Annotated in this window: 20 protein-coding genes and 1 tRNA gene; 16 read left to right on the forward strand and 5 right to left on the reverse strand. The window is 62.7% G+C overall.

Annotated features, from left to right (window positions below; all coding sequences use genetic code 11):
* Positions 1 to 2: 2 nt before the first annotated feature.
* The 5 genes from AB0N72_RS12005 to AB0N72_RS12025 all read right to left on the reverse strand — a co-directional run bounded on the left by AB0N72_RS12005 (position 3) and on the right by AB0N72_RS12025 (position 4,234).
* Positions 3 to 1,043 carry a M4 family metallopeptidase gene (locus AB0N72_RS12005; protein WP_363930765.1) on the reverse strand — a complete coding sequence of 347 codons (1,041 nt, stop codon included), beginning with the start codon at positions 1,041 to 1,043 and terminating at the stop codon, positions 3 to 5.
* A 158-nt stretch (positions 1,044 to 1,201) separates the two neighbouring features.
* Positions 1,202 to 1,274 (reverse strand) — tRNA-Arg (locus AB0N72_RS12010).
* Between the two features lie 79 nt (positions 1,275 to 1,353).
* The gene (locus tag AB0N72_RS12015) at positions 1,354 to 2,856 is read right to left on the reverse strand and encodes an oxidoreductase (protein ID WP_363930619.1); all 1,503 of its coding nucleotides are present in this window, start codon (positions 2,854 to 2,856) and stop codon (positions 1,354 to 1,356) included.
* Positions 2,853 to 3,725 (reverse strand): FAD:protein FMN transferase, encoded by an 873-nt coding sequence (locus AB0N72_RS12020; RefSeq protein WP_363930620.1) that lies wholly within the window; start codon positions 3,723 to 3,725, stop codon positions 2,853 to 2,855. Before AB0N72_RS12020 ends, AB0N72_RS12015 begins: the two co-directional genes overlap by 4 nt.
* Positions 3,726 to 3,730: 5 nt before the next feature.
* Complete coding sequence (locus AB0N72_RS12025; RefSeq protein WP_363930621.1) at positions 3,731 to 4,234, reverse strand: hypothetical protein; 504 nt, start codon at positions 4,232 to 4,234, stop codon at positions 3,731 to 3,733.
* 248 nt (positions 4,235 to 4,482) lie between these two features.
* Here AB0N72_RS12025 and argS point away from each other — a divergent pair, with 248 nt between their 5' ends.
* The 16 genes from argS to atpE all read left to right on the forward strand — a co-directional run bounded on the left by argS (position 4,483) and on the right by atpE (position 21,652).
* Positions 4,483 to 6,132, forward strand: coding sequence for an arginine--tRNA ligase (gene argS, locus AB0N72_RS12030; RefSeq protein ID WP_363930622.1), 1,650 nt, complete (start codon positions 4,483 to 4,485; stop codon positions 6,130 to 6,132).
* 4 nt (positions 6,133 to 6,136) lie between these two features.
* Positions 6,137 to 7,609, forward strand: coding sequence for a diaminopimelate decarboxylase (gene lysA, locus AB0N72_RS12035; RefSeq protein ID WP_363930623.1), 1,473 nt, complete (start codon positions 6,137 to 6,139; stop codon positions 7,607 to 7,609).
* Positions 7,602 to 8,918 (forward strand): homoserine dehydrogenase, encoded by a 1,317-nt coding sequence (locus AB0N72_RS12040; protein WP_363930624.1) that lies wholly within the window; start codon positions 7,602 to 7,604, stop codon positions 8,916 to 8,918. The genes lysA and AB0N72_RS12040 overlap by 8 nt, the downstream gene beginning before the upstream one ends.
* Positions 8,919 to 10,022, forward strand: coding sequence for a threonine synthase (thrC, locus tag AB0N72_RS12045; RefSeq protein ID WP_363930625.1), 1,104 nt, complete (start codon positions 8,919 to 8,921; stop codon positions 10,020 to 10,022).
* 2 nt (positions 10,023 to 10,024) lie between these two features.
* A complete protein-coding gene (gene thrB, locus AB0N72_RS12050) occupies positions 10,025 to 10,999 on the forward strand; it encodes a homoserine kinase (RefSeq protein ID WP_363930626.1) in 975 nt (324 codons plus the stop codon).
* A 305-nt stretch (positions 11,000 to 11,304) separates the two neighbouring features.
* Positions 11,305 to 13,425, forward strand: a complete 2,121-nt coding sequence (gene rho, locus AB0N72_RS12055; protein ID WP_363930627.1) for a transcription termination factor Rho — start codon at positions 11,305 to 11,307, stop codon at positions 13,423 to 13,425.
* A 238-nt stretch (positions 13,426 to 13,663) separates the two neighbouring features.
* Positions 13,664 to 14,737: a peptide chain release factor 1 gene (gene prfA / locus AB0N72_RS12060; RefSeq protein WP_363930628.1), complete on the forward strand. Its 1,074-nt coding sequence runs from the start codon at positions 13,664 to 13,666 to the stop codon at positions 14,735 to 14,737.
* Between the two features lie 43 nt (positions 14,738 to 14,780).
* Positions 14,781 to 15,653: a peptide chain release factor N(5)-glutamine methyltransferase gene (prmC, locus tag AB0N72_RS12065; protein WP_363930629.1), complete on the forward strand. Its 873-nt coding sequence runs from the start codon at positions 14,781 to 14,783 to the stop codon at positions 15,651 to 15,653.
* A gap of 12 nt (positions 15,654 to 15,665) precedes the next feature.
* Positions 15,666 to 16,445, forward strand: a complete 780-nt coding sequence (locus AB0N72_RS12070; protein ID WP_363930630.1) for an L-threonylcarbamoyladenylate synthase — start codon at positions 15,666 to 15,668, stop codon at positions 16,443 to 16,445.
* Positions 16,442 to 17,227 carry a WecB/TagA/CpsF family glycosyltransferase gene (locus tag AB0N72_RS12075; RefSeq protein WP_363930631.1) on the forward strand — a complete coding sequence of 262 codons (786 nt, stop codon included), beginning with the start codon at positions 16,442 to 16,444 and terminating at the stop codon, positions 17,225 to 17,227. Before AB0N72_RS12070 ends, AB0N72_RS12075 begins: the two co-directional genes overlap by 4 nt.
* On the forward strand, positions 17,228 to 18,184 hold the full coding sequence (locus AB0N72_RS12080; protein WP_363930632.1) for a glycosyltransferase: 957 nt from the start codon (positions 17,228 to 17,230) through the stop codon (positions 18,182 to 18,184). It begins immediately after the preceding gene.
* Between the two features lie 241 nt (positions 18,185 to 18,425).
* Positions 18,426 to 19,541, forward strand: a complete 1,116-nt coding sequence (locus AB0N72_RS12085; protein ID WP_363930633.1) for an MraY family glycosyltransferase — start codon at positions 18,426 to 18,428, stop codon at positions 19,539 to 19,541.
* Between the two features lie 116 nt (positions 19,542 to 19,657).
* Positions 19,658 to 20,149, forward strand: a complete 492-nt coding sequence (locus tag AB0N72_RS12090) for a hypothetical protein (protein WP_363930634.1) — start codon at positions 19,658 to 19,660, stop codon at positions 20,147 to 20,149.
* Positions 20,136 to 20,471, forward strand: coding sequence for a hypothetical protein (locus AB0N72_RS12095; RefSeq protein ID WP_363930635.1), 336 nt, complete (start codon positions 20,136 to 20,138; stop codon positions 20,469 to 20,471). Before AB0N72_RS12090 ends, AB0N72_RS12095 begins: the two co-directional genes overlap by 14 nt.
* 81 nt (positions 20,472 to 20,552) lie before the next feature.
* On the forward strand, positions 20,553 to 21,353 hold the full coding sequence (gene atpB / locus AB0N72_RS12100; protein WP_281450311.1) for a F0F1 ATP synthase subunit A: 801 nt from the start codon (positions 20,553 to 20,555) through the stop codon (positions 21,351 to 21,353).
* Positions 21,354 to 21,433: 80 nt separating this feature from the next.
* The gene (gene atpE, locus AB0N72_RS12105; RefSeq protein WP_011775261.1) at positions 21,434 to 21,652 is read left to right on the forward strand and encodes an ATP synthase F0 subunit C; all 219 of its coding nucleotides are present in this window, start codon (positions 21,434 to 21,436) and stop codon (positions 21,650 to 21,652) included.
* The last annotated feature ends 27 nt before the right edge of the window (positions 21,653 to 21,679 follow it).

Raw genomic sequence — 21,679 nt, forward strand, 5'->3', positions numbered from 1 at the left:
GACTAAACCTTGACCTTCACAGTGTCCCACGCCTTGCGGACGGCGTCATGCTCTGCTGAGCCACTGCCGAAGAGTTCTTCGGCCGTTGCCAGAGTGGTCCTGGCAAACTTGCCGAACGTGCAGGTGGCGGGCAGCAACCCACTGGTCAGCGTCCCGTACCAAATCTGGCCAGGCGCTTCCCAGGCTTTGCCACCGAGCTCGGTTGCCACGACGTAGAAGGCCCTGTTGGGAATGCCGGAGTTGATGTGCACGCCGCCGTTGTCCGCGCTGGTCCTGACGTAGGTGTCCATGGAATCCGGCTGCGGGTCTTTGCCGAGGATGTCGTCGTCATAAGCGGTGCCGGGAGCCTTCATGGACCGGAGGGCTTCACCCTGGACCTGGTCGGTGAACAAGCCTTGCCCGATCAACCAGCTGGCCTGATCCGCGGATTCCTGCTTGACGTACTGCTCCACAAGGACTCCGAACACATCCGACATCGACTCGTTGAGGGCGCCGGCCTGGTTGCGGTACGCCAGGTTGGCCGTGTATTGGGTGACCCCGTGTGCCAGCTCGTGGCCGATGACGCTGACGGACTTTGTGAACCGCTGGAAGATTTGCCCGTCCCCGTCGCCGAAGACCATCTGGCTGCCGTTCCAGAAAGCGTTGTCGTAGAGCTTTCCGTAGTGGACGCTGGCATCCAGCTGCAGTCCGGCGTCGTCGATTGAATCCCGGCCAAAAACTTCACCATACAAGCGGTGGGTGCCGCCGAGGCCGTCATAGGCTTCGTCCGCGGCGGCATCACCCGTCGCGGATCCGCCTTCCTTCCGGACCAAACGCCCGGGGAGGTCCTCGGTGGATCCGGCGTCGAAGATCGTCCGCTTGGGCGGCCCCGGCTTGGCCTGGCGGGCACTGGGAGGGGCGGCGGGCAGGGGGGCCGTGCGGATGGCCTGCAGGTTTTTGATGTGTATGAGGGACTCTTTGGCGGCACGGGCAACTGCCCTGAGCCGGGGTTCATCCTGGGCGGCAATCCTGCGAAGCATGTACGGCGGGACGATCGAGCACATCACGGCAAAACCCCTTTTGCTATCGGAAAGACCAATTGGAATCAGCCTAGGAGCCAGGGCAGACAATTTTGCGGTGCTGTCCCGGCAAGCCCGTAAGTGATAGTCGGAAGCCAGCATGCAGAAAACCCCCGCCAGCAGTGCTGGCGGGGGTTTCGTTGTGCCCTCGATAGGATTCGAACCTACGGCCTTCTGCTCCGGAGGCAGACGCTCTATCCCCTGAGCTACGAGGGCATCCAGGGTTTCCCTCCGTTGCCGGTGGGACGTCCTAGAGCTTAGCAGCCACGGCGCCGCATAGGAAAACCGTGTTGCGTCAGTACCCTGCGAACGAGTCCACGTGAACCCTTCGAGCACCCGCACCACGGGCCGCAGACCGCAGCGAATCAACGCTCGCGGGTGAACCGGAGACGAACACTTCCCTCTCCGCTACGTCCGGAACCAACTCCTTAAGGCGCTTGGCGTCGATTCTGGAAGTACCGGCGTCGAGCATGAACTCCGGGGGAGTGGAACCGTCGGCAAGCCGGGCAATCACTGTCGCTCCGGAGGCTTCGAGTTGTTCCACCCAGGCCATGTCGTCACGACTCTTCGCCAGATACAGCAGCACGGTATCGCGGGCGGTGCCGTCGGCTGCCAGTTGGGACAGGAAAGGCGTGATGCCGATACCGGCGGCAATCAACAGGACCGGCTTTCCGGCGTCGTGCGGCAGCAGGAAATCCCCGCCTACGGTCGTCGCGGAAACAGTGTCCCCTGGCCGAAGTGCCAGCAGCGCCTTTTTGGCCGTCGATAACGGTTCAGCAGTCCCCACGCCAAAGGTGACCTCGTCCGCGCCCGGAGGGCTGGTGATGCTGAACACCCGACGGCGGCCCTTTCCGTCCGAACCCGAATGCGGCAGGTTCAGCTCCATGAACTGGCCGGCAGCAAAGCGGACGGGCCGTTGGGGCTCGAAACTGAATTCCGTGCTCGCCGGCGTAAGGGCCCGCGAGCCCTTGAAAGTCAGCTCCACTCCGCCCCGCTGGCCCATGAAGAAAGCGATGAGGTTCCCCAGCAGCAAAGCGAGTTCCGGAGAGTTTGCCACAAAGCCGAAGTTGTAGGGAACCGCGAAGACAACACCCACGACGGCGGCAAGCGCCAGTTGCTGCCAGCGGCGCGGCGGCAGCGTCAGCGGCTCGGACAACATGAACCCCACGAAGAACAGGAGGGGGCGTTGGGCAATGGTCTGCCACAGGGCCTGCCCCAGGGTCATGCTCCGGCCCATAAGCTCCGAGGTGATGATGCTGGTGGCAGCTACCAGGAAAACGGTAGCCATGAGCAGCTTCCGCGTACGGTAAAGGACCAGCAGCACGCCCGGGACCAGCAACCACAGCATCGCGGGGGTGGCGGCCCACCACGTAGCGATGTTCAGGCCGGTCAGGCCGGTGATGAATGCCCCTGCGGCGGCCGGATTGAAGATATGCCTGCCACGGAAGGCGAGCGCGTACTTGGACGCGCTCGCCAGTACGCAGGCCAGGGCCACGCCCGCCATGTCGGTGAGTCCAAAAGCGGGCCAGAACAGGAAATAGAGCAGCAAAGCCGTAATGAGCGAAGACTCGCTGTGCGGCTTAACGTTGAAGATGGCGGCGAGCAATCGGTTCGAAGCATAGGTGACGCCCAGGCAGAGGAGCAGGTGTACCAGCATCTCCGGCAGGCCGAAAGTCAGCCATCCCAGGATGTTCAGGACCATGCTGTAGGCCACCAGGACGCCAAGTACCCACAGGATCAAGCGGTACATGGTGAAGCGGCCCAACCAGGTGTCAATGCGGGACTTGGCGGCAATCATGTGAACAGTCTCCCCTCAAAACCGGCCGAAAAGGTGGCAGCGCCCGCTGAGGAGACTTTGAGCCACGAGAAATCGAATTCCTCCTCAAGCAGCGGCGGATCCATCACGAACAAGGCAGTGGCCAGCCCATCGGCTACAAGGGCGCTCGCGGCCATGGTCCAGGTTGCCACCGTAGTGTTGACCGGTTTGCCCGTTGCGCCGTCCAGGACGTGGTGCAGGCCGTCGCCCCACGCCCGGCGATTGGCCGCCGAAGCGCACAGGGCGGCGTTGTCCAACTCGACGGTCCCAATGGCCTGCCGTGGGTTGTAGGGGTGTTCCAGGGCGACTGTGACGGGCTGGTTCCCGGAGTGCAGCATGTCTCCGCTGCCGTCGACCAGGAAGTCGCTGTGGCCCGCCGCCCGGAGAATCCCGCCCAACAAGTCCACCAGCTGCCCCTTCCCGGCCGCTCCGATGTCCAGCACCAAGGGCTCCTTCGCGGTCATTGCCGTGCCTGTCCATTCCAGGGTGTCCTCCCAGCGGGGCGGCGCCTGCGGGATCCCGATGGGTGTCAGGGAGTAGCCGGCGTCGTAGCCCAGCCTTTCAAGGCTGCTGCCGATGAGGGGGGTTATTGCCCCTTGGCTCAGGCGATACAGGGACGCATAAAGTTCCTGGAGCCTGGCAGCGTGTTCGGGCAAGGTAATGCTGCCCGGACCACGGGACAGGCAGGACACCAAGGAATCCGGCCTGAACCGCGACCACGTCGTGTCGTAGGCCTCGACGGCAGCGAGCAACTGCCGGGTGAGGGCGGGAGCCAGCTGGACTGGCGTCGAAATCTCCCACCGCGTGCCGATCCCGTCGAAGCTGAAGCTGCTCCAGCCCGGATGGGGCATGTCGGCTACTTCGCCTTGGACTTGATCTGTTGGAGGGCGTCGTTGAACCCTCCGGATGTAAGGGAAGAACCAGCCACCTTCGAGACGTTGAGTTCGTCAACGTCCTTGCCTACGATCTGCGCGGCGATGCCGCTGGCGAATTCGCCCTGGAACTTCTTGGTGTTGGGGTTGGAAGGGTGGACTGTGATGTTTACCGCTGAAACCTTGTCCGCAGCCAGCGTCAGTTCCACACCCACGGTCTCCTGCCCGTTCGGCGAGGTGTAGCTTCCGTCCGCGCTGTAGGTGCCGTCTTTGTACGTGCTGGCCCCAGTGGAAGCGATGGCGGCAGATGATGAGCCCGACGACGGGCTGCCGGTCGAGGCCTGGCCGCCCTCCTGGGTGGCTGGAGCCTGGGTGGCCGGGGCTTGGGTGCTGGGGGCTTGGGTGCTGGGTGCGCATGCAGCGGCGGTGCCTGCGATGGAGAGGCCGGCAATGCCAACGTAGATGCTCTTGCGGAGTGGCGTAGTCATGATTCTGCTCGTTTCAACTGGACAAGTTCAACCGGAAGTATTTGGTCATGGGGCTGGTTCGTCATGGACACTGGCACGCCCGCGTTGAAAGGCCGGGACAGCGCCCATGTCCATCACAACGTTGAAATCACCGTAATGGTTCAGTCTGTGGAGGGGGCCAGCCGGTCCTGTGCACCTCCTGTGTTCAAATTATCCACATAAGGGTCCTCCAATTCCGCGACTTTGCGGGCCACCGGTAGGCTAGATCCGTGACTCCCGAAGAACTCTCTGCTGCCATATCCGCCTGCCTTAAGGACGCTGTCTCCACAGGCGAAATCGCCTTGACGGAATCTGCCGTGCCCGACGCCGTGCGCGTGGAGCGACCCAAGAACCGGGACCATGGTGATTGGGCCACCAACATTGCCCTGCAGCTGTCCAAGCAGGCGGGAATGAATCCGCGGGAATTTGCCGGCATCCTGAGCAACCACCTTCAGGGCATTCCGGGTGTAACTGGCGTGGACATCGCAGGCCCGGGCTTCCTGAACATCACCGTGGATGCCGCGACGGCTGGAACCCTTGCCAAGACGATCGTTGAGGCCGGAGCCTCGTACGGCACCAACCAGGCGCTCGCAGGACGCGTGGTCAACATGGAATTCGTCTCGGCAAATCCCACGGGCCCGCTGCATATCGGCCACACCCGCTGGGCGGCCCTTGGCGATGCCATTGCACGGGTCCTGCGCGCCTCGGGCGCCAACGTCACGGCCGAGTACTACATCAATGACGCCGGCTCGCAGATGAACGTCTTCGCCAACTCCGTGCTCTCCCGCCTTCACGGCCGGGGAGTTCCGGAGGGCGGCTACCCGGGCGAATACATCCGCGAGCTTGGCGACGAAGTCCTGAAGGCCCACCCGGACATCCGCGAGCTCACTGATGAGGCTGCGCTGCCGGTCATCCGCGCTGCCGCCTACGAGGCCCAGATGGCGGATATCAAGGCCACCCTGGCTGAGTTCGGTGTGGAGTTTGATGTCTTCTTCTCCGAGAAGGAACTGCACGACGCCGGAGCGATCGAGTCCGCCGTTGCACGCCTCCGCGAGCAAGGACACGTATTCGACGACGGCGGTGCGGTCTGGCTGCGCACCACCGACTTTGGCGACGACAAAGACCGCGTCATGATCCGCGCCAACGGCGAACCCACCTACTTCGCCGCAGATGCCGCCTACTATCTCTCCAAAAAGGACCGCGGCTTTACGGAGAAGATCTACCTCCTCGGCGCTGACCACCACGGATACATCAACCGCCTCAAGGCCATTGCTGCCTGCGCCGGAGATGATCCCGAGGTCAACATCGAGGTCCTGATTGGTCAGCTTGTATCCGTGAACGGTGCCAAGCTGTCCAAGCGTGCCGGCAACATCATCGAGCTCAAGGACCTCATTTCCTGGCTCGGCAAGGATGCCGTCCGATACTCCCTTGCGCGGTTCCCGGCCGATTCTCCGTTGACTCTGGACCCTGAGCTGCTGAAAAAGAACAGCAACGAGAATCCGGTGTTCTATGTGCAGTACGCGCACGCACGTTCACGTGGCACCGCACGCAACGCAGCCGAGGCAGGAGTGGACCGTTCCGTATTCGACGCGGCGCTGCTGGACCACGCCACCGAGAATGAGCTGCTCTCCTACTTGGGCAGCTACCCGTCCATCGTGGCCAAGGCTGCCGAATTGCGCGAGCCGCACCGCGTGGCACGCCACCTCGAGGTGATCGCCGGCGCCTACCACCGCTGGTACGACGCCTGCCGTGTCTCGCCGCAGGGCGAGGACCCCGTTCAGGACGTCAACCGCACACGCCTGTGGCTGAACGATGCCACCAGCCAGGTACTTGCCAACGGACTCGAACTGCTCGGCGTTTCCGCGCCGGAACGGATGTAGGGAAATGACCACAGAAGCCAGCCATGTTTCGCCCCTTGCCCCGGAATGGTTGGCCGTTCCGGAAGACCTGAATGCCCTGCAATCGCCCATGTGGGCGGCGGGGGTGGAGAAGAACGACGCCGGCGAAGTCACCATTGACGGCATCCCGGTCAAGGAACTGAAGGAACAGTTCGGTACTCCGCTGTTCGTCATGAGCGAATCGGACTTCCGTGCCCGCGCCAGGGAGTTCAAGGACTCCTTCGATGCCGCCTTCGCGGACATTTGCGGGGGAGTGGATGTCTACTACGCCGGCAAGTCGTTCCTGTGTACTGCTGTGGCCAGCTGGGTTGCGGAGGAAGGCCTCCGCCTGGACACCTGTTCCGGCGGTGAGCTGGCTGTCGCCGCCCGTGCCGGGATCGAAGGACCCAACCTTGGCCTGCACGGCAACAACAAATCCGACGCCGAGATCAATCGGGCGTTGGACATGCAGGTGGGCAGGATCGTGGTGGACAGCCTCGACGAACTCGATCGCGTCGCCAAGATTGCCTCCGGCCGTGGGGAAACCGCCAAGGTCATGCTCCGTCTGACCCCCGGTGTCCATGCCCACACCCATGAGTTCATTGCCACCGCCCACGAGGACCAGAAGTTCGGCCTCTCCATGGCTGGAGACTCCACCGAGGAAGCCGGCCTGTCCGCTGCTGAAGAAGCAGTGGCAGCAGCAACTTCCTATTCGAGCATTGAGCTCCTTGGCCTGCACTGCCACATCGGCTCACAGATCTTCGAGCCTGACGGCTTCGCGGTGGCGGCCGAGAAGCTTCTGCGGTTCCTTGCCGTCATGCAGGAAAAGTACTCCATCGTCCTTCCTGAACTGGATCTTGGGGGCGGATACGGCATCGCCTACACCCCGGTGGACACCCCGCGTCCGCCGGCAGAAATCGCGCAGGCGATGGCCGCCGTCGTACGTTCCACATGCGCCGAACTCGGCATCGCCGTTCCGCGGATCTCCATCGAACCCGGGCGCGCGATCGTGGGCAGCACCACCTTCACCCTCTACGAAGTCGGCACCCTCAAAACCGTGCGTGTGGACGCTCCCGGCGACGCCGCAGGGCAAGGGAACGTTACGTATCCCCGCCGCTATGTGTCGGTGGACGGTGGAATGAGCGACAACGCCCGCCCGGTGCTGTACGACGCGGATTATTCGGCAATTTTAGCGTCACGGGCCTCGGAGGCGGCTCCGCAGCTGTCCCGAGTAGTGGGCAAACATTGCGAGAGCGGCGACATAGTTGTTAGAGATGTATATCTGCCCGCGGACGTGGCAGCCGGTGATTTGCTCGCAGTACCGGGTACCGGCGCCTACTGCTGGGCCCTCTCCAGCAATTACAACTACCTGGCCCGGCCTGGCGTTGTCGCTGTACGCGACGGAGCCGCCCGGCTGATTGTCCGCGGGGAAACCGAAGAAGATCTCTTGAACCGCGACATGGGAGTGGCGAATGTCTGAAGTGCGAACCTTGAAAGTGGCCCTGCTGGGCTGTGGCAACGTGGGGGCCCAGGTCGCGCGGATTCTGATTGACGATGCCGAGGCACTGGCCGCCCGCAGCGGAGCCCGCCTGGAACTGTCGGGAATTGCTGTTCGCAACGTCGACTCCCCGCGTGACGTCGAGCTGCCCCGCGAACTGTTCACCACTGACGCCGATACTTTGGTCAAGGACGCAGACCTTGTCATCGAACTCATGGGCGGCATTGAACCTGCCCGTTCGCTGATCCTGACCGCGATCCAGAACGGTGCCTGCGTGGTCACCGGCAACAAGGCCCTCCTGGCGCAAGACGGGCCCACCCTGTACGAAGAGGCTGATAAAGCCGGAGTGCAGCTCTCCTACGAGGCCGCCGTCGCCGGTGCCATCCCCATCCTGCGTCCCATCCGCGACAGCCTCTCCGGCGACCGGATCACCCGTGTGCTGGGCATCGTCAACGGCACCACCAACTTCATCCTCGACCAGATGGACAGCACCGGCGCACAGTTCGCCGACGCATTGGCAGAGGCCCAGCGCCTGGGCTACGCCGAAGCCGACCCGACGGCCGACGTTGAAGGGCACGATGCCGCAGCGAAAGCCGCGATCCTCGCCTCACTTTCGTTCCACACCCGGTTCTCCCTGGACGACGTCTACTGCGAAGGCATCACCAAAGTCAGCGCCGAAGACATCGCCTCCGCAAAGGAAGCCGGATTCGTCATCAAGCTGCTCGCGATCGCCGAAAAGATCGATTCCCCGGACCACGGCAGCGGAATCTCCGTTCGCGTGCACCCCACTTTGCTCCCGCGGGAACACCCCCTGGCTGCCGTTCGCGGCGCCTTCAACGCAGTGTTCATCGAGGCCGAGAACGCCGGCGAGCTGATGTTCTACGGCCAAGGCGCTGGTGGCACGCCCACGGCTTCAGCGGTCCTGGGCGACCTCGTCTCTGCCGCCCGGCGCCTTGTCCTCGGCGGACCGGGCCGGACCGAGACCACCACGGGCCACGTCCCGGCCCTCACCATCGACGCCTCAAACACGAGCTACTACATCGGTTTGGACGTCGCTGACCAGGCGGGTGTCCTTGCCCGAATTGCCCACATCTTTGCGGAAAACGGCGTTTCCATCGAAATCATGCGTCAAACGATCCACCGCGACTCTTCCTCGAACGTCGAGTCCGCGGAGCTGAAGATCGTCACGCACCGTGCATCCGAAGCTGCACTCGCAGCAACCGTCGAAGCCGTAAAGGGCCTCGACGTCATCAATTCCGTCACATCCGTACTGCGGGTAGAAGGGGTCTAAGTGGCTCACCAATGGCGCGGAGTAATCCGCGAGTATGCTGATCGTTTGCCTGTAACGGAAGCCACCAAGGTCATCACCCTCGGCGAGGGCGGCACACCACTGGTTCACGCGCAAAAGCTCTCCGAACTGACCGGATCAGAGGTCTACCTCAAGGTCGAAGGCATGAACCCGACGGGTTCCTTCAAGGACCGCGGCATGACCATGGCCATGACCGCAGCCGTAGAGGCCGGCGCCAAAGCCGTAGTTTGCGCCTCCACGGGAAATACCTCTGCGTCGGCAGCGGCCTACGCCACGGCCGCAGGCTTGAAGTGCGCAGTGCTGGTCCCGGAGGGCAAGATTTCCATGGGCAAGCTGAGCCAGGCCATCGCGCATGGCGCCACCTTGCTGCAGGTCGACGGAAACTTCGACAACTGCCTGGACATCGCCCGCAAGCTGGGCGAGTCCTACCCGGTATTCCTGGTGAACTCGGTAAACCCCGCACGTATCCAAGGCCAGAAGACCGGGGCGTTCGAGGTCGTGGATTCCCTTGGTGACGCCCCGGACATCCATGTCCTGCCTGTTGGCAACGCTGGAAACATCAGCGCCTACTGGAAGGGCTACAAGGAGTATGCCGCGCCTTTTGAGTCCGCCAACGGTACTCTTCCGGCCGTTTCCACCAAGACTCCCACCATGTGGGGTTTCCAGGCTGCCGGCGCAGCACCGTTCGTCGCCGGTCACCCCATCACGGAGCCCGACACGATCGCAACCGCCATCCGCATCGGCAACCCCGCCTCATGGGACACCGCTGTTGCGGCCCGCGACGAATCCGGCGGACTGATCGAAGCTGTTACCGACGACGAAATCCTGGACGCGCACCGCTGGTTGTCCTCCAAGGAAGGCGTTTTCGTCGAGCCCGGCTCCGCTGCCGGCGTCGCCGGATTGATCAAAAAGCACGCTGCGGGCCAGGTACCGTCGGGCAAAACGATCGTGATCACTGTTACAGGGCACGGACTCAAGGATCCCCAGTGGGCTCTCCGCACCGAAGACGGCAGCGATGTCCAGCCTGTCAAGGTGCCGAACGACGTCGTCACCGTTGCAGCAGAACTGGGACTGGAAGAAAACTAAGAGTGGAATCAACACAGCCCACCGCGACCGATCGTGTCGTTGTCGCGGCAGGCCAGCGGCTGACCGTCAAAGTTCCGGGTACAAGTGCCAACCTGGGCCCGGGCTACGACAGCCTGGGCCTGGCCCTGTCCATTTACGACACCTTGACGGTGGAGACCCTCACCACCGGAGAGCTTGAGTTCGAGCTCTCCGGTGAGGGTGCCGATACCCTTCCACGCGACGCCACCCACCTCGTGGTGCGCGCCATCGACCTTGCGTTGGAGCGCCTGGGCTTCCAGCACAGCGGTTTGCGGATCACCGCGGACAACGTCAACCCCCACGGCCGTGGTCTCGGTTCCTCTGCGTCCGCAGTCGTTGCCGCGGTGACGGCCGCCAATGCGCTGGTACCCCTCGAGGCGCGGCAGGACAACCAGTGGGTCCTGCAGTTGACCAGCGAGATGGAAGGCCATCCGGACAACGTCGCACCCGCGATTTTCGGTGGGCTGGCGCTGTCCTGGCAGGACAGCGAGCAGTACAGCACCACCCGGGCCGAGGTGGCACCGTCCGTCGTTCCTGTGGTGGCTGTACCGGATTACGAGCTGTCCACTGAGACTGCGCGTGGTTTGCTTCCGGCATCTGTTGGCCACCACGCGGCGGCAATGAACTCCGGCCGGGCTGCGCTTCTGATCCATGCGCTCACCACAGAGCCTGGACTGCTGTTGCCGGGCACGGAAGACTACCTTCACCAGAGCTATCGCGCCCAGGCCATGAGGCCCAGCGCGGACCTCATAGCAGCGCTCCGGACCGCAGGTCATGCAGCCGTCGTTTCCGGCGCCGGACCCACGGTGATGGTGCTGGCCAATGGCGCCGACGAAGCTGCCGAGGCAGTGGATTTCATCAATTCGTTTACCTCCACCAACACACCGGACGTTGGTTGGCGCGTGATGACGCTGGCTGTGGACGTTCAAGGTGCTAGAGTGGAAGTGCACCGCCGGTAAAGCCGCGGGCAGTTCCCTGATTTTGGACTTCGGTGTTTCGCCGTACCTTTCGTCAACTGTGCCAACGTTGGTGGTGTCGTCTCTTTCCGGCCTGCATCAGGTGCCGCAGAACTCTCTCTGTTTCCTGAATTTCAGGCTGGCTGTCCGGGTAACCGGATCCAGTGAAGGCGATCAGTATCCGGCCCTGTTGGCCACAATCCATCAGGCACGGCCGAAATCACCGGCTGCAGATCTGAACTGCAGCCCAGAACAAATCATCGCGTCCAGCTCTCGCTCTGGACGCCGTCGAGGGGGAAGGATCCTTCGTGACAGAAACCACTGAGCTGGCTTCAGCTGTGGACACAACATCTTCTGCTGCTGAGTCGTCAACGGCAGCAACCAAGAGCAGCGGCCTTGCAGGCCTCAAGCTCGCCCAGCTTCAGGCTCTCGCGAGCCAGTTGGGTATTTCGGGGGGATCCCGCATGCGCAAGGGGGACTTGGTCACGGCCATCTCCGCCCACCGCGCGGGCACCACCACTACCAAGGCTCCGGCCAAGGCAACTGCGGCCAAGGCTCCCGCCGTGGCAAAGGAAGCCCCGGTTGCTGAGGCCAAGGCCCCGGAAAAGACCGCGCCTGTCGAGGTTGCAGCCGAGGCTCCGGCCCAGGAAGCACCCCGCGGACGTGGACGGGGACGCAGCCGTCGTGCCACAAGCGATGGTGTGATCGCAGCTGCTGAGACCTCTGCTGACACCGCAGCTACGGCTTCTGAGCCTGCAGCAGCCCCCGCCGTCGAAACTCCGGCAGCAGCCGAGACTGCGGACGCCGGCACGGAACGTCGTCAGCCACGCACCCGCAACCGCCGCCGCGGCGAAGCTGCCGCAGCTCCGGTTGAGGCAGCGGAAGCGCCGGCAGCTGAACAGCGTGCTGACCGCACGGAACAGCGCGAACAGCGTGCTGACCGCACAGAACAGCGCGAACAGCGCGCCGACCGCACGGAACAGCGTGAGCAGCGCGAACAGTCCGACGCCGGCGAGCAACAGCGTGAACGCCGCGACAACAACCGCGGGCGCCGTGAAGACAACAACGACGGCGACGACACCGGCAACCGTCGTAACCGCCGCAACCGTCGTGACCGCAACGACCAGAACGAGCGCAGCGACCGCCGCGGTGGCCAGGACAGCCGTGACGGCAACACCCGCAGCGACCGTTTCCGTGACCGCAACGAACGCCGTCGTGGACGCGCCCAGGGACCGGACGTCGACGACGTCGAGGTTACCGAAGACGACGTCCTGCTTCCCGTAGCCGGCATCCTGGACGTCCTGGAGAACTACGCGTTCATCCGTACCTCCGGTTACCTTCCCGGCGCGAATGACGTCTACGTTTCCCTGGCGCAGGTCAAGAAGTACAACCTCCGCAAGGGCGACGCCGTGGTTGGTGCAATCCGCGCACCGCGTGATGGTGAGGACCGCAGCCAGCAGTCTGCACGCCAGAAGTTCAACGCGCTGGTTCGCGTTACCTCTGTCAACGGCAAGACACCCGAGGAACTCAAGGACCGCGTCGAGTTCGCAAAGCTCGTTCCGCTGTACCCCTCCGAGCGCCTGCGCCTGGAAACGGACCCCAAGAAGATCGGTCCGCGCGTCATCGATCTTGTTGCCCCTATCGGCAAGGGCCAGCGTGGCTTGATCGTTTCGCCGCCAAAGGCAGGCAAGACGCTCATCCTGCAGTCCATCGCCAACGCCATCACCACCAACAATCCTGAGGTCCACCTCATGATGGTGCTTGTTGATGAACGTCCTGAAGAAGTTACGGACATGCAGCGCACCGTCAAGGGTGAGGTCATCGCCTCCACCTTCGACCGTCCCGCCGACGACCACACCACGGTGGCCGAACTCTCCATCGAACGCGCCAAGCGCCTTGTGGAAATGGGCATGGACGTGGTGGTCCTCCTGGATTCCATGACCCGCCTGGGCCGCGCCTACAACCTGGCAGCCCCGGCCTCCGGCCGCATCCTGTCCGGTGGTGTGGATTCCGCTGCCCTGTACCCGCCCAAGCGCTTCTTCGGTGCAGCCCGCAACATCGAGAACGGTGGCTCGCTGACCATCCTGGCCACGGCTCTGGTAGAGACCGGTTCCAAGATGGACGAAGTCATCTTCGAAGAGTTCAAGGGCACCGGCAACATGGAGCTCCGCCTGTCCCGCCAGCTGGCAGACAAGCGCATCTTCCCGGCCGTCGATGTCAACGCCTCCGGTACGCGCCGTGAAGAAAACCTGCTCTCGCCTGAAGAGGTCAAGATCATGTGGAAGCTGCGCCGCGTCCTTTCCGGACTGGAGCAGCAGCAGAGCCTTGAGCTGTTGACCAACAAGATCCGGGAGACCCAGAGCAACGTCGAGTTCCTCATGCAGGTACAAAAGACGACGCTTGGAGCGAAGTCGGACAACGACAAATAGTTGCTTTACTGAGCCGCTGATTCTGCTGCCCCCGCCATTACGCGTGGCGGCCAAGTCCTTACGGACTTGACCACCACGCTCCGGCAGGCCCGAAGCCACTCCCGGGGCAGCAGAATCAGCGGCTCGTTCCGTTTTCGGCTCGCCTTCGCGGGCTGGCAAAATTACCCGACGGCGGTCGTGTCACCTTCCGCTGTTTGCGCCACTAAACTTGTGCGCAGCGTTGAAAGGTTGTTTGAGAATGTTTGAGTCCGTTCAGGGATTGCTTGATGAGCATGCTGCCATTCAGGCGCAATTGAGCGATCCTGCCGTTTATGCTGACCAGTCTGCTGCCAGGAAGCTGGGGCGGCGGTCCGCGCAGCTTCAGGGCATCGTGGAGGCCTACAACAAGTGGCGCGGGCTCAATGATGATCTGGAAGCCGCCAAGGAGATGGCTGACGAGGATCCGGAGTTCGCCGCAGAGGTTGAGCAGCTCGAGGAGCAGATCCCTGCAGCACAGGAGCGTTTGCGCCGACTTCTCATCCCTCGCGATCCGGACGACGCCCGCAACGTCATCCTCGAAGTGAAGGGTGGCGAAGGTGGCGACGAAGCTGCCTTGTTCGCCGGTGATCTCCTGCGCATGTACATGCGTTATGCCGAGTCCCGTGGCTGGAAGACCGAGCTGATTTCAGCCACCGAGTCCGATCTCGGTGGATACAAGGACGTCGCAGTAGCCATCAAGGGCAACTCGAACGATCCCGCGCAGGGCGTTTTTGCCCGTCTGAAGTTTGAGGGCGGCGTGCACCGTGTGCAGCGTGTCCCGGTCACCGAATCGCAGGGCCGCATCCACACCTCGGCTGCCGGTGTCCTGGTCCTCCCCGAGGTTGACGAGCCCGAAGAACTGGAAATCAACCAGAACGATCTCAAGATCGATGTCTACCGTTCGTCCGGCCCGGGTGGCCAGTCAGTGAACACCACAGACTCCGCTGTCCGCATCACCCACTTGCCGACGGGCATTGTTGTTGCCATGCAGAACGAAAAGTCGCAGCTGCAGAACCGTGAAGCCGGCATGCGCGTCCTTCGCGCCCGCCTGCTGGCGCACCAGCAGGAACAGATCGACGCCGCCAACTCCGAGCAGCGCAAATCGCAGATCCGCACCATGGACCGTTCAGAGCGCATCCGCACCTACAACTTCCCGGAGAACCGCATCGCGGACCACCGCACCGGTTACAAGGCCTACAACCTCGACGCCGTGATGAACGGGGATCTCGAGCCGGTCATCCAGTCCGCGATTGAAGCAGACGAGCAAGCACGCTTGGATGCGATCGGCGAATAGCCGGGCGCAAAGCACCTCCATCTTCAGTAACGAGGGCTGATCCATGACGATTTACCCAGGCCAGAGCCTCGCGGACGCTGTTCGCGAGGCTACTGCCGTATTGTCCGACGCCGGCGTCCCCAGCCCGCGCGTGGACGCTGAGTTGCTGGCAGAGCACCTTCTAGGGGTAGGACTTGGCCGCCTCCGGGCAATGCTCCTCGGCGATGCTCCCGCTCCGGACGGATACGGCGAATTGGTGCAGGAACGGGCAAACCGTGTCCCCTTGCAGCACATCACCGGAGTCGCCTACTTCCGTCACCTCGAATTGCGCGTAGGCCCTGGCGTCTTCATACCGCGTCCGGAGACAGAATCGGTGGTCCAGCTGGTCATCGACCACCTTTCTGCCATCCCTTCGCCCAAAGTGGTGGATCTTGGCACGGGGTCCGGTGCCATTGCCGGGTCCATCGCGTACGAGGTTCCCGGGGCCGATGTCCACGCCGTTGAATACAGCACGTTTGCGCACGCCTGGGCGGCGAGGAACCTCGAACCCCTCGGGGTTTCCCTTGTCCAGGGGGACCTCCGGGATGCCCTGCCCGAGCACAACGGAACCTTCGACGTCGTCGTCTCCAACCCGCCGTACATACCCGCCGAGGCGATTCCCACAGAACCCGAAGTTGCACTCCACGATCCGCCGGAGGCGTTGTACGGTGGGGGAGCGGACGGCATGGAACTCCCGACGGCGGCAGCTGCCTCTGCGGCGCGGCTCCTGAAACCTGGGGGCTACTTCGTGATGGAACACGCGGAAGTCCAGGCACAATGGATCGCCGGCATGCTGCGACGCACGGGACGTTGGCAAGAGATCACCACGCACTTTGACCTGAATGGCAAAGAACGTGCAACCAGCGCGATACTGGCAAGCATCGCGCCTGATGAGTGAAAGAATAGCGCTGTGACCACAACCTACAACTGCACTTCCGAGGACCAGCGCGCTGAGGGGCTTCAGCACGCCCAGCGCGCCATCAGCGAAAAGAAGTGCATCGTGCTGCCCACGGACACCGTCTACGGCATTGCTGCCGACGCCTTCTCGCCTTTGGCTGTGACCATGTTGCTGGCCTCCAAGGGACGCAGCCGGCAAATGCCTCCTCCCGTGTTGATTCCGCGCATCAATGCCCTGGACGGGCTGGCCACCGACGTACCAGCGGACGCGCGCGCCTTGGCGCAGGCCTTTTGGCCGGGCGGACTGACGTTGATCCTGCATGCGCAGCCTTCGCTTGACTGGGATCTTGGCGATACCAAGGGCACCGTCGCCCTGCGCATGCCCGATGACCACCTTGCCCTGGACCTGTTGGGCATGACCGGCCCCCTGGCGGTTTCTTCTGCCAACCGCACGGGCCAGGAAGCAGCACAGACGGCGTCGGAGGCTCGCCTTCAGTTGGCCGAATCGGTTGAGGTCTACCTGGAAGGTGGGTTCCGCCCGGTCAAGGGCACGGTGGCGCTGCCATCCACGATCGTCGACGCGACCTCTACTCCCTTCCGCGTGGTGCGCCAGGGTGCCATTGAACTGGAACGCCTCCGTGAGATCGTCCCTTCGATTCTGGGCATCGGTGAAACTCTTGGGGCGACGACTCCGGAAGAAGTGACCGGCGAGGCCGCTGGGACGCACGAAGAGGCGGCGGCAGGCGACGCAGCTTCACAGCCCGAGGGCACCAACGAAGCCAAGCCCGAATGATTCCAGCACGCCAACGCGTCCCCGTCCTCGACGTCGACGCCACTCCGATGCGCGTCCAGGAACTTCTTGATGCCATGGGCGGCCTCCTTGCGGCCGGAACAACCAGCACTGTTGTAGGTCACAACCTGCACAGCGTCACCCTGCTGCATTCGCGTGCAGACGTTCGTTCGGTCTACGAGGACAGCTCCATCGTGCTGCTCGATGGTGCTCCGGTAGCCATGTTGTGGGGACTTGCGCACAAACGGCAACTACAGCCGCTTGGCGAGGGAACCATGGCCTACCGTCTCGGTTCCATGGACTGGATTCCGGAACTGGGGAAGATTCCCGGGCTGCAGCGGATAGCTGTCGTAGGTGCCGGCCGCGAAGCCAATACCAAGGCTGTTTCACGGCTGCGGTCCATTGTTCCGGGCGCAACCGTGGACGGCATGCCAGGCGAAGGCTGGGATGAGGCCCTGGAAAGTGCCGTGGCGACATGGCTGGGGGAGTTCGGCCCCCAGCTCGTTTTGCTGGGCCTGGGAATGCCGCTCCAGGAAACTGTCCTGCATCGCAGGATCGAAGAATTGCCGCCCGCGGTCTACTGCGCAGTCGGGGGAGCAATAGAACAGGTTGCCGGCGTCCAAAAGCTGGCACCTCGCTGGCTGGGCCGCCTGGGACTCGAGTGGGCCTGGCGGCTGGTGCTGCATCCAGGCAGGGTTGCCTACAGGGTTTTCGTTGAACCGTGGAAACTGGCGGGCCTGTTGATTCGGCGCCGGTTCCAACCATCCAAGACCAAAGGCAGATAAATGACGTCCCAACCCGTCGTGGTCGCAGTCGTTGTGACCTTCAACCGGCGTGAACTCCTCCAGACCACATTGGAGGGAATCACTGCCGGCTCCCGAGTGCCGGACGCGATCGTGATCGTGGACAACGCTTCCACGGATGGAACTGCCGAATTCCTCCGGACCTATCAGGGCCCTGTGCCTGCCGACGTCGTCACGTTGAACACGAACGTTGGTGGAGCCGGGGGATTTGTCGTCGGCATGGAACGCGCCGTACTGGACCATCATGCAGACCACGTGTGGATCATGGATGACGACACGGAACCGCAGCCGGGCGCCCTCCGCGAAGCATTGGACGTTTCGGAGGCCTACCAGCAGGAGACTGGGCAAGCTCCGGCCTTCATCGCCAGCCGCGTTGTGTGGACCGACGGCAGGGACCATCCCATGAACAGGATGCGGCCCCGGATGGGCGCGAGCGAGGACCTCCGCAGCGCAGCTGCCCGGATTGGCGCCACCCAGATCCGGAGCGCTTCATTCGTATCGGTGCTGATCCGCGCCGAAGAGATCAAACAGCATGGGTTGCCGATAGCGGACTACTTCATCTGGAACGACGACCTCGAGTACACGGCCAGGATTTCCCGTAACGGAACAGCCTTGACCACCAATGCATCAGTGGCCAACCACCACACGAAAGTTTTTGGCGACGCGGGTGCGGATCCTGGCCCGCGCTTTTACTACGAAGTGCGAAACAAGCTCTGGGTTTATACCCGCTCGAGCGCGTTGGCGCCCTGGGAGAAGATCCTGTTTACCGGGGCTTCGCTGCGCAATTGGACTCGGACCATCGCTGCCTCTCCGAACCGCAAAGTGCTGTTGGGTGGGCTTTTCAAGGGCCTTCGCCACAGCCTGAGGGCGCCGCGTTCCAACGCCCAGGTACTCGACGGAATCTACTCCCTGCGCGACGTTCGGGAGCCTGTCCGGTAACGGAAAGACAGCCCGGCCCCAGCAAAATCAAGCTGCGGCCTTGCGGCTGCGTCACGCGGTGGTCACGGCCATTGGCATTAGTATCGTGACTAGAGTCCACAGAAATCCCGCAACATTCGGCACAGCCGGTGCAGGCATGGCGACGGAGTAGTTCCATTTATCCACTGACAGAATTCCACACCCTGAGCTGCCCTGAGTTGCCGCTCTTTGCAGCGCCCGGGCTGCCCTTGGGAGTCGCCCCATGATCATGTATCTGCTGATGGCACTCACAGCTGCCGTAGTGGCCTACGCAGGAACATGGGGAGCCCGCGTGCTGGGAAACAAGCTTCGCCTGTACCAGCCCATTCGAAGCCGCGACATGCACTCCGCCCTGATTTCCAAGCTGGGCGGCCTGGGCATCTTCGTCGGCTTTTTTGCAGCGCTTGTCGTGGCGTCGAACTCCTTCTTCGTCAAGGACATCTTCCGGCACAACGATGCTCCATGGGGGATCCTGGCCGGTGCAGTGGTGATTGTGGCGGTGGGAGTAGCCGACGACATCCTGGATATCCGCTGGTGGATCAAACTCCTGGGGCAGGGTGCTGCCGCCTTCATCGTGGCCATTTGGGGCGTCCGGATGTCCGTGGTGCCGTTCATCCCCGAACCCATCGTCCTTGACTCCGAAGTCGTCCAGATCGTCCTCACCGCGGGCCTGATCGTCACCACCATGAACGCGGTCAACTTCATTGACGGACTGGATGGCTTGGCGGCTGGAGTGGCCATCATCGGCGGCGGTGCGTTCTTCCTCACTGCCTACTGGGTCCACCGGAACAACCCATCCACTGACAACTCAGACCTCGCAACACTCCTGATGGCCATACTCGTGGGCAGTTGCCTGGGCTTCCTGCCCCACAACTGGTTCCCCGCGAAGATCTTCATGGGGGATTCAGGGGCCATGCTCATCGGGCTGCTCATGGCCTCTGCGGGTGTCGTCGCCACGGGGCAGATCGGTTCAGGCCTCTACGACCGTGCCAACGGTATCCCCACGATCGTCCCCATCCTGCTGCCTTTCGCGGTCCTGTCCCTTCCCCTGCTGGACTTGGGGATGGCGGTTGTCCGGAGAACTGCGCGGGGCCAATCACCGTGGTCGGCTGACCGCGGGCACCTGCACCACAAGCTGGTGGACCTTGGATACTCGCACCGCACCGCCGTCGTGATGTTGTACGTGTGGACCTGCATCCTGGCTTTCGGCGGCGTTGCTTTTGCCGTGTTCGCCTGGCAGGTGGTGCTGATCGTGGTGATCGCCGCGACGCTGGTCATGGCAGCCGTCACTGCCTGGCCTTACTTCACGAGGAACTCGGCGCGACCGGGGGAGCAGTAGATGACAGCCGGTTATCGTCACAGTTCTATCTCATGTAGAATTCTTACTGCGGACAGTCACTCGCCCGTAATCCCCCTTTGAGAATATGGCCCTGTGCCACGAGGATTGGTATCCCCATGACATCCAACGCCGATTCCGGACGCCCGTCCGGTAAACGTGCTGTTGGATTTGTTGGCGGCCAGTCCTCGTTGTGGCTTCGGCTACTGGCTCTCAGCGCGGCCGCAGCGGCGGTTGCCACTGCCATCACCTGCGTAATCGCAGCCTTCATGAACGGCGGGCAGGGCGCGCTCTCGGCAGCGTTCGGTGCCGCGCTGGTCATCCTCTTCTTTGGAATCAGCCTCTTGATCGGCCACTTCGTTGGCCGGAACAACCCCTCCGGCGCCGTCGGCCTTTTTGTTGCCACATATTTCATCAAGGTCGTTGGATTCGCCGTAGTGCTGTTTGTGCTTGGAGCGCCGGACTGGCTCCATGCCCGGTGGTTCCTCATTGGCGCGGTGGTCACGGTTGTCTTCTGGCAGGCCGCTGAGATCTATGGTTTCAGCAAAGCCCGCCTCCAGATCTACAACGACCCGGCCGAGCCGAAGGGTGGTCCGGATGTCCCCGCGTAAGCGCTACTCGCGTCCGTCGCTCAATGCCCAGCAACCTGCCAACGGCGCTGATTCCCGTGACGAGGGAAACGACGGCGGATACAACGCAGGGATCGCCGTCTTCAGCTACATCATTGGCGGGATCATTCTCTGGAGTTTGATAGGCTGGGGTCTGGATAATCTGTGGGGGACCCGCTGGATTGTGCTCCTTGGCGCTCTGCTGGGAGCCGCAGGAGGGTTCTATCTTTCCCATATGCACGGCCTCACCAGGCAAAGCTCCTCTTCTGGCGAGAGCAACGCAGACAGCGGTCCGTCCACGGACGGGGACAGTAATGCCAAATAATTTCACATGGAATATGGATGCGTGCAACGCTTCCGGATTCCAACCAATGCCCAATGATGGACACAGCAGAGAGGAAACGCGTTGATCGCGCTTGCGCTCCCCGCCCAGGATTCGGGGTCCTTCACCCCACCCGGAATCGACGAAATGCACCTGCCGGCAATCCTGCCTTGGGGTGCGCACGACGGATTCTCCAAGCAGATGCTGCTGGTGATTCTTTCGGTCGTCATTATCGCTACATTCTTCATCCTCGCTGCCCGTAAGCAGCAGCTGGTTCCCGGCAAGCTGCAGTTCGCAGGCGAGATGGCCTATGGCTTCGTCCGCAACAGCATCGCCAAGGACATCATCGGCGGCAAGGACTTCATCAAGTACGTCCCGCTGCTGTTCAGCCTGTTCTTCTTCATTCTGGTGAACAACATCTACGGCGCCATCCCGGTGATCCAGCTCCCGAGCTTCTCGCACGTTGGCGGCGCCTATGTGATGGCCGGCATCGTGTACGTCACCTGGATCGCGATCGGCCTGAAGAAGAACGGCCTCAAGTACTTCAAGCTTGCTACGGTTCCGTCCGGCGTGCCGTGGTACATCCTTCCGATCGTTGTTCCGATCGAAATCATCTCCAACTTCCTGGTCCGCCCCGTCACGCACAGCCTCCGTCTGTTCGCGACCATGCTGGCCGGCCACCTGATCGTGATGCTTGCCGGTTCCGGCATTGAATTCCTGGTCATGCAGGAGAACGTGCTCCTCAAGGGCGCATCGGTCCTGGTGCTCGTAGGTGCCATCGCCATGTACATGCTTGAGGCACTGATCATGGCGCTGCAGGCATACGTGTTCACCCTGCTGACTGCGATCTACATCGAAGGCGCCCTGCACGCCGACAGCCACTAAGGCTCACAACACTTCCCCTAGCGGGGATGAAGCAACCCAAACAACCTGCCGCACGGGCGGCATCTTGAAAGGAAGAAAAAATGGAAGGCACCATCAACGGCTCCCTCAACCTCATCGGCTACGGTCTTTCGGCCATCGGCGGTGGTATCGGTGTGGGTCTCGTGTTCGCCGCTTACATCAACGGTGTTGCACGTCAGCCGGAAGCTCAGCGCGTGCTGCAGCCGATCGCGTTCCTCGGCCTGGCACTGACTGAAGCTCTTGCCATCCTCGGCCTGGTCTTCGCTTTCGTTCTTTCCTAGTCCTAAGAACCAAGCGAATCCAAGCAC

The organism is Paenarthrobacter sp. NPDC089307 (genome assembly GCF_040685055.1).
Classification (GTDB): domain Bacteria; phylum Actinomycetota; class Actinomycetes; order Actinomycetales; family Micrococcaceae; genus Arthrobacter.